This window comes from uncultured Faecalicoccus sp. (assembly GCF_944325745.1).
Lineage (GTDB): Bacteria > Bacillota_I > Bacilli_A > Erysipelotrichales > Erysipelotrichaceae > Faecalicoccus.
In genome coordinates this window covers 1-10,476 of the sequence record NZ_CALVBG010000049.1, presented here as the reverse complement: position 1 = coordinate 10,476, position 10,476 = coordinate 1, and the positions used below count along the sequence as shown (strand labels likewise).

General features: G+C 44.1%; 9 protein-coding genes. 5 read left to right on the top strand and 4 right to left on the bottom strand.

Annotation, left to right across the window (positions count from 1 at the left end):
* The coding region (locus Q0J48_RS05505) for an ECF transporter S component (RefSeq protein ID WP_296242363.1) at window positions 1–539 on the top strand (539 nt) is incomplete at its 5' end.
* A 14-nt stretch (window positions 540–553) separates the two neighbouring features.
* Here the strand turns inward: Q0J48_RS05505 and Q0J48_RS05500 are convergent.
* Window positions 554–1,102 (bottom strand): HdeD family acid-resistance protein, encoded by a 549-nt coding sequence (locus Q0J48_RS05500; protein WP_296242361.1) that lies wholly within the window; start codon window positions 1,100–1,102, stop codon window positions 554–556.
* 94 nt (window positions 1,103–1,196) lie between these two features.
* On the opposite strand from Q0J48_RS05500, the gene Q0J48_RS05495 reads away from it, so the two are divergent.
* Entirely contained in the window at window positions 1,197–1,883 is a 687-nt protein-coding gene (locus tag Q0J48_RS05495; RefSeq protein ID WP_296242359.1) for a Crp/Fnr family transcriptional regulator, read from the top strand.
* Between the two features lie 33 nt (window positions 1,884–1,916).
* Here Q0J48_RS05495 and typA read toward each other — a convergent pair whose 3' ends face one another.
* Entirely contained in the window at window positions 1,917–3,749 is a 1,833-nt protein-coding gene (gene typA, locus Q0J48_RS05490; RefSeq protein WP_296242358.1) for a translational GTPase TypA, read from the bottom strand.
* 103 nt (window positions 3,750–3,852) lie between these two features.
* Here typA and Q0J48_RS05485 point away from each other — a divergent pair, with 103 nt between their 5' ends.
* On the top strand, window positions 3,853–4,593 hold the full coding sequence (locus tag Q0J48_RS05485; RefSeq protein ID WP_296242357.1) for an alpha/beta hydrolase-fold protein: 741 nt from the start codon (window positions 3,853–3,855) through the stop codon (window positions 4,591–4,593).
* A gap of 53 nt (window positions 4,594–4,646) precedes the next feature.
* On the opposite strand, the gene Q0J48_RS05480 is transcribed toward Q0J48_RS05485, so the two are convergent.
* Together Q0J48_RS05480 and Q0J48_RS05475 are read right to left on the bottom strand one after the other, a co-directional pair.
* A complete protein-coding gene (locus tag Q0J48_RS05480; RefSeq protein ID WP_296242355.1) occupies window positions 4,647–4,901 on the bottom strand; it encodes a NifU family protein in 255 nt (84 codons plus the stop codon).
* 13 nt (window positions 4,902–4,914) lie between these two features.
* Window positions 4,915–5,376 carry a divergent PAP2 family protein gene (locus tag Q0J48_RS05475; RefSeq protein WP_183373745.1) on the bottom strand — a complete coding sequence of 154 codons (462 nt, stop codon included), beginning with the start codon at window positions 5,374–5,376 and terminating at the stop codon, window positions 4,915–4,917.
* 90 nt (window positions 5,377–5,466) lie between these two features.
* Here Q0J48_RS05475 and Q0J48_RS05470 point away from each other — a divergent pair, with 90 nt between their 5' ends.
* Window positions 5,467–6,738: a glucose-6-phosphate isomerase gene (locus tag Q0J48_RS05470; RefSeq protein WP_296242354.1), complete on the top strand. Its 1,272-nt coding sequence runs from the start codon at window positions 5,467–5,469 to the stop codon at window positions 6,736–6,738.
* Window positions 6,739–6,886: 148 nt separating this feature from the next.
* Window positions 6,887–10,423 (top strand): pyruvate:ferredoxin (flavodoxin) oxidoreductase, encoded by a 3,537-nt coding sequence (gene nifJ / locus Q0J48_RS05465; protein ID WP_296242353.1) that lies wholly within the window; start codon window positions 6,887–6,889, stop codon window positions 10,421–10,423.
* Window positions 10,424–10,476 lie beyond the last annotated feature (53 nt).

The window sequence follows — 10,476 nt, the reverse complement described above, 5'->3', positions numbered from 1 at the left end:
TCACATGTTCTGCTTTATTTCTGGCGATTGGATTTGTCTTGCCTTTTTTTACCGGGCAAATTCCGCAGATAGGCAGTATGCTTTTGCCGATGCATATTCCCGTATTCTTATGCGGGTTGATCTGTGGAGGACCGTATGGGTTGGTCATAGGCTTGATCTTGCCGGTTTTACGCAGTATGGTCTTTGGCATGCCGCCCATGTTTCCTACGGCCATTGCGATGGCATTTGAGTTAGCCACCTATGGTTTTGTGATCGGTAAGGTATACAGTCATGCCAAATGGCAATGCATCAAACAACTTTATATTGCGTTGTTGATTTCGATGGCTGCCGGCCGCATCGTATGGGCTGTTGTCACTTGTGTTTTAGTGGGACTTTCAAATGTCAGTGCCATGATGTTGATCAACGGAGCTTTGCTTACGGCTATACCAGGTATTGTCGTGCAGCTGATCTTGATCCCGATGATCATGGTCACCTTAGACAAAGCCAAAGTCATTCCCTTCAAAAAAAGCTGTTCCCAATCAAAAGAGTGCATCCAGTAGACGCACTCTTTTTTCTAGAAGACCTGTAGTTCATGTAAGGATCGGTTGATCAAAAAGATACTGAAGAGATCAAAGAATCCAATCATACTGATGAAGGTTCCTGCCAACATCACGAAACCTTCAAAAGAAGCAATCGGGAAAAAGAGAAGGAAGATTCCCATCAGGATGGGCAAGACAATGGCCAATAAAGGACCCCAGATTGAACCTCCGGCTTTTTTGACCTGGATCGCAGAAGAGATCTTACTGAATCCATTTACGATCATGCCGATGCCGGCCACGATTGGAAGACTGGCCAAGACCCAGGCCGGATTCAGATACACGGCCACAGAAACCACGCTTAAGCTCGCTCCTAATAAAAGATCGGTGATTGAATCGTATCCTTTCTTGCGGTCAGTGAACCAGCGGGCAATCATATAGATTCCATAAGCAAATCCTAACAAGGCTAATAAATTAGCCATCAACAAGCTTGTCATAGCGGGCTCGATCAAAATCAAAGCACCTGCTAATATCAAAGCGACAGACTCCATCAAGGATGGGCCCCAAAAATCAATTCTTCTAAGCATATCATATACCTCTTTTCTAATGCTGGTTTTATAATACAGTTAAATAAGGTCAATTTCTGTGTCTTGAACAACAGAATCAAAAAAAGGTGAAAAAATGGAAACAACTACGAAGATCATTAAAAATCATCCTTTGTTTCAAGGGATGGACGGACAAGAAATCGAAACGTTGATGAAACGCTTCCATGCTCATATTCAGTCTTTTCAAAAAAAATCCGTCTTTTGGGATTCCAATCAAAGAGTCGAGGAGATCGGGATCGTATTGGAAGGAAATGTACATATTGAACGAATCGATGAGAACGGGATCACCTGCTTGATTGACGTCTTATTGCCAGGTGATAGTTTAGGAGAGATGTTCTCCATCAGTCAGGCTCCTTTAAATACGACGTTTCGTATTCTTAAAGACGCCAAGATACTTTTCTTCAATGCCCGTCGAGTGATCGAATCACCGGTCAGCGATCCTTTAGAGGTGCGGTTTCTTCAAAACTTAGGAAGGGTATTATCGAAAAAGTCTTATTCTTTTTCAAAACGGCTGGCCGATACGGTTCATCGCACGACCCGGCAGCGTCTTCAAGATTATCTTTCAGCCCAATATCACATCAAAGGAAATCAGAAATTTACAATTCCTTTGGATCGTCAGGATCTGGCAGATTTTCTCTTTGTCGATCGCAGTGCGATGTCTAAAGAATTGAGCAAGATGCAAGAGGAAGGACTGCTGATCTATCATAAACGCGATTTCGAATTTTTAGACAAGATGCCGATCACCGATAAAGAAGAGGAATAAAAAAACAGCGAAGTTTGAACTCGCTGTTTTCTTTTACCCGTTTTGTGCCATTTTTTCACGATACAGAGCCCGGCGATCCTGGGCAGTCAATCCTTTTTTGCGGATCCGGATCGCATCCGGAGTCACTTCCACCAGTTCATCATCGTTGATCCACTCTAAAGCTTCTTCCAAAGAGAAGATGCGCGGCGGCGTCAACAACATGGCTTCGTCGCGGCCGCTGGAACGAATGGCGGTCAATTTCTTATTCTTCAAGGGATTGACATCCATATCGATATTCTTGGCCGATTCGCCAATGATCATTCCTTCATAAACTTCCGTTTGCGGAGAAATAAATAATTGTCCGCGCTCTTGCAGATTCCATAAAGCGTACGTCATGGCTGTTCCGGTTTCTGTCGAGATCATGGCTCCCTGCATACGCTGTGCAATCTCGCCTTTGTAAGGCTCATATCCGCAGATACGGCGAACCAAAGTTCCTTCACCATGCGTTTCATTGATGAATTCATTGCGGAATCCCAACAATCCGCGCGTTGGAACTTGATAGGTGATCTTGACATATCCGTTATCTTCTTCCATGTTTTCCATCACCCCTTTACGCAAGTTGAGCTTGTTGATGATGGTGCCTGAATATTCTTCCGGGGCCAGGCAGATCACTTCTTCGACCGGCTCTACTTTGACGCCGTTTTCATCTTTATGCAAGATCACTTCCGGCTTGCTGATGGCAAGCTCATAACCTTCACGGCGCATATTTTCGATCAAGATCGAAATATGAAGCTCCCCGCGTCCAGAAACTTTGAAACAATCCGCACTGTCTGTCGGTTCGACCTTTAAGCCGACGTTGACCTCAAGTTCACGTTCTAAACGTTCCTTGATATTGCGGCTGGTCACATATTTTCCGCTGCGGCCGGCAAACGGACTGGAATTGACATGGAAATTCATCGATAGAGTCGGTTCTTCGATCGGAATGTGATCCATCGGTTCCACATGTTCCGGATCACAGATCGTATCTCCGATGCTGATATCCGGCATACCGGCTACCACGACGATATCGCCGCTGTGGGCTTCTTTGACATTGGTTCGCGAAAGACCTTTATAGACGAAAAGATTGGAGATCGTTTCCCGTTTTTCCAAGCCCTCCTGATTACAGCGGATATAGGAAGTTCCTTGTTTTAAAACACCAGAATAGATGCGGCCAATACCCAAACGTCCGATGTATTCATCATAAGCCAATGCCGATACTTGCATGCGGCAAGGCTCTTCGTCCAGGTCTGGATACACATCACAGTGTTTTAAGATCGTATCGAACAAAGGTTCGATGTTGGTACTTGGGGTATTCAGATCATATTGCACGATTCCTTCTCGGGCGATTCCGTAGAGGATCGGGAAGTCCAACTGTTCGTCGTTGGCATCCAGATCTAAGAACAGTTCATAGACTTCATCGACGACTTCTTCGGCCCGCTGGTCTTTTTTATCAATTTTATTGATCAAAAGAATCGGCTTTAATCCAATCTCCAAAGCCTTGCTCAAAACAAAACGAGTTTGCGGCATAGGGCCTTCACTGGCATCTACTAACAAGATCACGGTGTCGACGGTTCGAATGATTCGTTCGACCTCGCTGGAGAAGTCCGCGTGTCCGGGTGTATCCACGATATTGATCTTGACTCCGTTATGGATCACAGAACAGTTTTTGGAGTAGATCGTGATCCCGCGTTCTCTTTCCAAATCGTTAGAGTCCATGATACAGTCTACGACTTCTTCATTATCACGAAAGACATCACTTTGTCTTAAAAAAGCATCTACTAATGTACTTTTGCCGGCATCGACGTGGGCAATGACGGCTATATTCAAGATCTTTTCCTGATCAGCCATAAGTTCCTCACTTTCTTCTAAAAAACAGAACAATTATAATGCAGAGTGGATGAAAAGACAATTGATTATGATATAATCTACGCAGAATAGAGAGGTTTTAATTATGCAGATACGATACTTTCGAGAGTATTCTCATTACTTGGATCGCTTTATGGAATTTAAGATGTATGGCCATGCCGGAAAGATGTGTTTTGTTTTCCCGTGTCAGGATGGACGTTTTTTTGAGTGGGAAGACCGCGGCATGTTTGATCTGGTCAGCGACTTGATCGAAGAAGGACGCATCCAGTTTTGTACGGTCGATTCCATTGATAAAGAAACATGGAGTTCTCATGAAGATACGCACCGCCGTATGTGGCTGCAGGAATGCTGGGTACGCTATGTGATGGAAGAACTGGTTCCCAGTGCTTTATGGAAAGCCGGACTGCCGGAAGATTCTTTATGCATGACTTTGGGTGCCAGTATGGGCGGTACGCATGCGGCCAACTTCTTCTTCCGTTTCCCGGATCGTTTTGATAAGGTCTTAGGCATCAGCGGCGTTTATGATATGCAGGAATACTTCCATGGCGTTTATGATGACAATTGTTACAACAATGATCCTTGCGCATATTTAAGCGGAATGGATCCTCATCATTCATTTATTCAAAAATACAATGAGTCGCAGATCATCTTATGCGTAGGGCAGGGCGCCTGGGAAGATGTCTGCAAAGCTTCGCTCCAAAAACTTTCCGGCATCCTTTATGATAAAGGAATCCATGCCTGGGTCGATTTCTGGGGCTATGATGTCAATCATGACTGGCCATGGTGGGAAGTCATGCTTCGCTACTTTTTGCCAAAAATGGTTTAATGAGCACCTTCGGGTGCTTTTTTCTTGCCCATAAAAAAAGAGCCCGCAGGCTCTTATCCGATCAAAAGAACATCACGGATCCCGGGAACTTCATCCATCAAAAGAAGTTTGATCCCGGAATGAAAATCTTCAGCTGCCATCATACAGCCGGCGCAGGCACCGCGAAAAGCAACATAAACAATAGCGTTTTCATCGACGCCCATCAGTTCAATATCACCGCCATCATGCTGGATGTAGGGGCGGATCTTATTGAGACATTCATTGATTTTATCCATATCCGGCAAGACCGGTTGTTTTTCTTCTGCCATTTTCAATCACTTCCTATCCTAGAAACAAAGGCACGAACAAAAGCGGGAAGACCAGACCGATCACAAAACCGCCCAGCACCTCGATAAAGCGATGCCCTAAGACGGATTTGAGCTGTTCCTCATAGATCGGATTGTCCAAAGGCACCTCGATCTCTTTGAGGTCTCGGATCAGCTGCTGGGTCAATTCAATGTTTTTCCCTGAGTAATAACGGACATGACAGGCATCATACATCACGATAAAGGCAAAAACGGCCGTCACCGCAAAGATCGTGGAGTCAAATCCTTCCTGGATCCCGATGGCCATGGAAAGGCCCGTTACCGTACTGGAGTGGGAGCTGGGAAACCCTCCACTGGCTATGACCCAATGCAAGTCCCATTTTCCCGATTTCAGATAATAGAAGATGGTTTTTAACACTTGAGCGATCACATTGCAGGTCAGTGCGACGACCAAGGGAAATAAAGCCTGTGGAAACATAGTATTTTCAACTCCTAAACCGTTAGTATTATAGCACAGTTTCTTTTTTTCGTGATATAATGTGCTCATAAATAACGGAGGTACTGTAACATGATTCAATTAGACTTACAATATGCTCATTTAAAAGAGGATGTTAAGAGTTACCAGGAACAAGTCAATCAGATCGATGAATCTCTTCGCCTCAAGACATGCAAAGGCAATGATTTCACCGGCTGGATGACTTGGGCCAATGACTATGATAAGGAAGAATTTGCGCGCGTGAAAGCCTGTGCCAAAAAAGTGCAGGAAGACAGTGATGTATTTATCGTATGTGGTATCGGCGGATCTTACTTGGGATCTAGAGCGGCCATAGAAATGATCAACGGACTTTACAGCCAGAAAAAACCAGAGATCATTTTCTTAGGAAATACTTTCTCCAGCAGCTATATCGTCCAGGTCATGGACTATATCAAAGACAAAGATGTTTCGGTCAATGTTATTTCAAAATCCGGAACAACGACCGAAACTTCGATCGCATTCCGTTTATTGAAACAATTCATGGAAGAAAAATATGGTTCTGAGGCCAAACATCGAATCTATGCGACGACCGATAAAGCTCGCGGTACCCTGAAAGCTTTAGCGGATAAAGAAGGCTATGAACAATTTGTGATCCCGGATGATATCGGCGGCCGTTTCTCTGTCATCACGCCGGTTGGTTTGTTGCCGATCGCAGTAGCGGGCATCGATATCGATGAGATTATGCGCGGTCTGCATGATGGTATGGGGGAATATGGTGATGCCGATCTGGATAAAAACCCGGCTTATCGTTATGCCGTAGCTCGCCGTATCTTACAAAATGAAGGATATAATGTCGAACTGTTTGTCAATTATGAAATGCAGATGCAGATGATTGCCGAATGGTGGAAACAGCTGTTTGGTGAAAGCGAAGGAAAAGACGGCAAAGGAATCTTGCCGGACAGTGTCTGCAACTCAACGGATCTTCATTCTTTAGGTCAGTTTGTACAAGACGGGAAAAAGATCTTGTTTGAAACTAACCTATATGTGGAAAAACCAATGTTGGATATGACTTTCCCAAGTGATGAAGAAAACATGGATAATATGAATTATCTGGCCGGTAAATCTTTGGATTGGGTCAACAAGATGGCTGCCAAAGGAACTTTGCAGGCTCACGTTGATACAGGAAATGTGCCAAACATCATTTTGACAATGCCGGATATGAGCGCTTACAGCTTTGGAAATATGTGCATGTTCTATTTTAAAGCGATTGCCATGACGACATTGATGAACGATTCGAACCCGTTCAATCAGCCGGGGGTAGAAGTCTATAAAAAGAACATGTTCAAGCTTTTGGGAAAAGAATAAGATTAAAGAGGCCGGCCCGGCCTCTTTTATCGTAATCATCAACGAACAAAAGTTCGTGTGAATTTTTGAACAAACCCTTTAAAATCAAATCAAAAACTCGTATAATTAGTAAGGTATAGGATACTAAAATAAGGAGGAAACAAAAAACATGCCTAGAGCTAAATTATCTATGGATGGAAATACGGCAGCCGCTCACGTTGCGTATGCGTATACAGAAGTTGCCGCGATTTATCCGATCACTCCATCCAGTCCAATGGCTGACCAAATCGATATCTGGTCTGCTGGGGGACGTAAAAACATTTTTGGAAATCAGGTAGTTGTTAGTGAGTTGGAATCCGAAGCTGGTGCCGCTGGTGCGGTTCACGGATCTCTGGCAGCCGGTGCCCTGACAAACACATTTACTGCTTCACAGGGTCTGCTTCTGATGATTCCAAATATGTATAAGATCGCCGGGGAACAATTGCCTTGCGTATTTGATGTTTCAGCTCGTACTGTTGCATCTCACGCATTGAATATCTTCGGGGACCACAGTGACGTCTATGCTTGTCGTCAGACTGGTTTTGCGATGCTTTGTGAAACCAACCCGCAGGAAGTTATGGACCTTTCTCCAGTTGCCCACTTATCGGCTTTGGAAGGAAAAGTTCCATTCATCAACTTCTTTGATGGATTCCGTACATCTCATGAAATCCAGAAAATTGAAATCTGGGACTATGAAGACCTGAAAGAACTTTGTCCAATGGATAAAGTGGAAGAATTCCGTAACCATGCATTGAACCCAGAACATCCAACGATGCGCGGTTCTCATGAAAACGGCGATATCTTCTTCCAGCATCGTGAAGCATGCAACACGGCTTACGACAATCTGCCAGAAGTTGTTGAAAAATACATGGGCAAGATCAATGAAAAATTGGGAACGAACTATGGATTGTTCAACTACTATGGTGCTGAAGATGCAGAACGCGTGATCGTTGCGATGGGTTCTGTCAACGACGTTTGTGAAGAAGTTATCGATTACTTGATGGCTAAGGGCGAAAAAGTCGGTGTTATCAAAGTTCGTTTGTATCGTCCATGGTCAAGCAAGCACCTTCTGAGCGTATTGCCTAAGACAGTGAAGAAAATTGCTGTATTAGACCGTACAAAAGAACCTGGTTCTTTAGGTGAACCATTGTATCTGGATGTTGCGACAACATTAAGAGAAGCTGGATTGAACGATATTAAATTGATCGCCGGCCGCTACGGTCTGGGATCGAAAGATACTCCACCTTCAAGCATCTTTGCGGTATATGCCGAATTGTTGAAAGATGAACCAAAAGATCGTTTCACGATTGGTATCGTGGATGATGTGACAAATCTGTCTTTACCAGAAGTAAAACCAGCTCCGATCACAAGTGCTCCAGGAACGATCGAATGTAAATTCTGGGGTCTTGGTGGAGACGGTACAGTTGGTGCCAACAAGAACTCAACGAAGATCATCGGTGACCACACGGACAAATACATCCAGGCTTACTTCCAGTATGACTCTAAGAAAACCGGTGGTATCACAATTTCTCACTTGCGTTTTGGTGACAACCCAATCAAGAGTCCATACTATATCAGCCAGGCGGACTTCGTTGCCTGCCACAACCCTTCTTATGTGGTAAAAGGATATAAGATGGTTCAGGATGTAAAACCTGGTGGTATCTACATGATCAACTGCCAGTGGTCTGATGAAGAATTAGACAAGCACATGCCGGCTGAAGCGAAGAAATATATCGCTGAAAACAACATTCAGCTGTATACGATCAATGCGATCGATAAAGCAATCGAAATCGGTATGGGTAAACGTACCAATACGATCCTGCAGTCTGCTTTCTTTAAATTAGCGGATATCATGCCGATTGAAGAAGCTGTACAGTACATGAAAGAAGCGGCTAAGAAATCTTACTCTAAGAAGGGTGATGCCGTTGTTGAAATGAACTACAAGGCAATCGATGCCGGTGTAGATGCTGTGCATAAAGTGGATGTACCTGCTTCTTGGGCGAACCCAGAACCAGATGCTGCACCAAAAGAATTAAGCGGACGTCCGGCTACTGTTAAGATGGTAAAAGACATCATGGAACCAGTAAACTTGATGGATGGAGATGCTCTTCCAGTATCTGCATTCAATGCGCATGTGGATGGTCAATGGGAAACAGGAGCCAGTGCTTATGAAAAACGTGGAACAGCCGTTATGGTTCCTGAATGGGATGCCGATAAATGTATCCAGTGTAACCAGTGTGCCTTCGTCTGTTCACACGCTACGATCCGTCCATTCTTGTTGAGCGAAGAAGAAGTTCAGAACGCTCCAGAAAACATCAAATTGGCGGATACAAAACCAAAAGCCAGCGAATACAAATATACAATGAGCGTAACACCGCTTGACTGTATGGGATGTGGCGAATGTATCACAGTATGTCCAACAGGCGCAATTGTGATGAAACCGCAAGAATCTCAATTGGCAGAACAGCCAGTATTCGATTACCTGGTTGCCAATGTATCTAAGAAAGATATCGGTTTGAAAGATGAAACTGTCAAAGGTTCTCAGTTCAATCAGCCATTATTGGAATTCTCTGGATCTTGTGCCGGATGTGCTGAAACATCTTATGCTCGTTTGGTAACCCAGCTGTTCGGTGAACAGATGTATATCTCCAACGCGACAGGATGTTCTTCTATCTGGGGTGGACCTGCTGCAACTTGTCCATACACAGTCAACAAAGATTCCAACAAAGGACCAGCTTGGGCTAACTCTTTGTTCGAAGACAACGCTGAACACGGATTCGGTATGGCTTTAGGTCATAAGACTCTTCGTGAACATACGATCTCTAAAGTTGCGGCTATCGTTGAAAACAGTGATAATGCTGCTTTGAAAGCTGCTTTTGATCAGTTCATGGAAACAAAAGAAAATACAAAAGCAAACGTAGAGCCAACAAAAGCTTTGATCGCTGCCTTGGAAGAATTAGGTACAGAAGAAGCCAAAGAAGTATTGGCCAACAAACAATACTTAGGTAAGAAATCTGTATGGATCTTCGGTGGAGACGGATGGGCTTACGATATTGGATACGGAGGATTGGACCACGTATTAGCTTCTGGCGAAAACGTAAATGTCTTCGTATTCGATACAGAAATGTACTCTAACACAGGTGGACAGGCTTCGAAAGCCAGCAACATCGGTGAAGTATGTCAGTTTGCTGCTGCCGGTAAAGAAATCAAGAAAAAATCTTTGGCAGAGATTGCGATGACCTATGGATATGTTTATGTAGCTCAGATCGCTTTAGGTGCCAACCCGGCACAGGCTGTTAAGTGTATTGCGGAAGCAGAAGCTTATAACGGACCATCTTTGATCATTGGTTATGCTCCTTGCGAACTTCATGGTATCGCTAAGGGTGGTATGAACCATTGTCAAGATGAAATGAAGAAAGCTGTACAGGCCGGATACTGGAACTTGTTCAGCTTCGACCCAGCTAAGAAAGCTGAAGGTAAGAACCCATTCACTTTGACTTCTAAAGAAGGCGATGGATCTTATCAGGCATTCTTGAACAACGAAGCTCGTTATACGCGCTTGATCAAGCCATTCCCTGAAAGAGCAGAAAAACTGTTCGCTAAATCAGAAGAAGAAGCGAAAGCACGTTACGAACACTTGAAGAAACTGGTTGAACTTTACAGCTAGTCTCACAAAGGATCGGAATTGAATTTCCGGTCCTTTTTTTCAATCTGCTATTT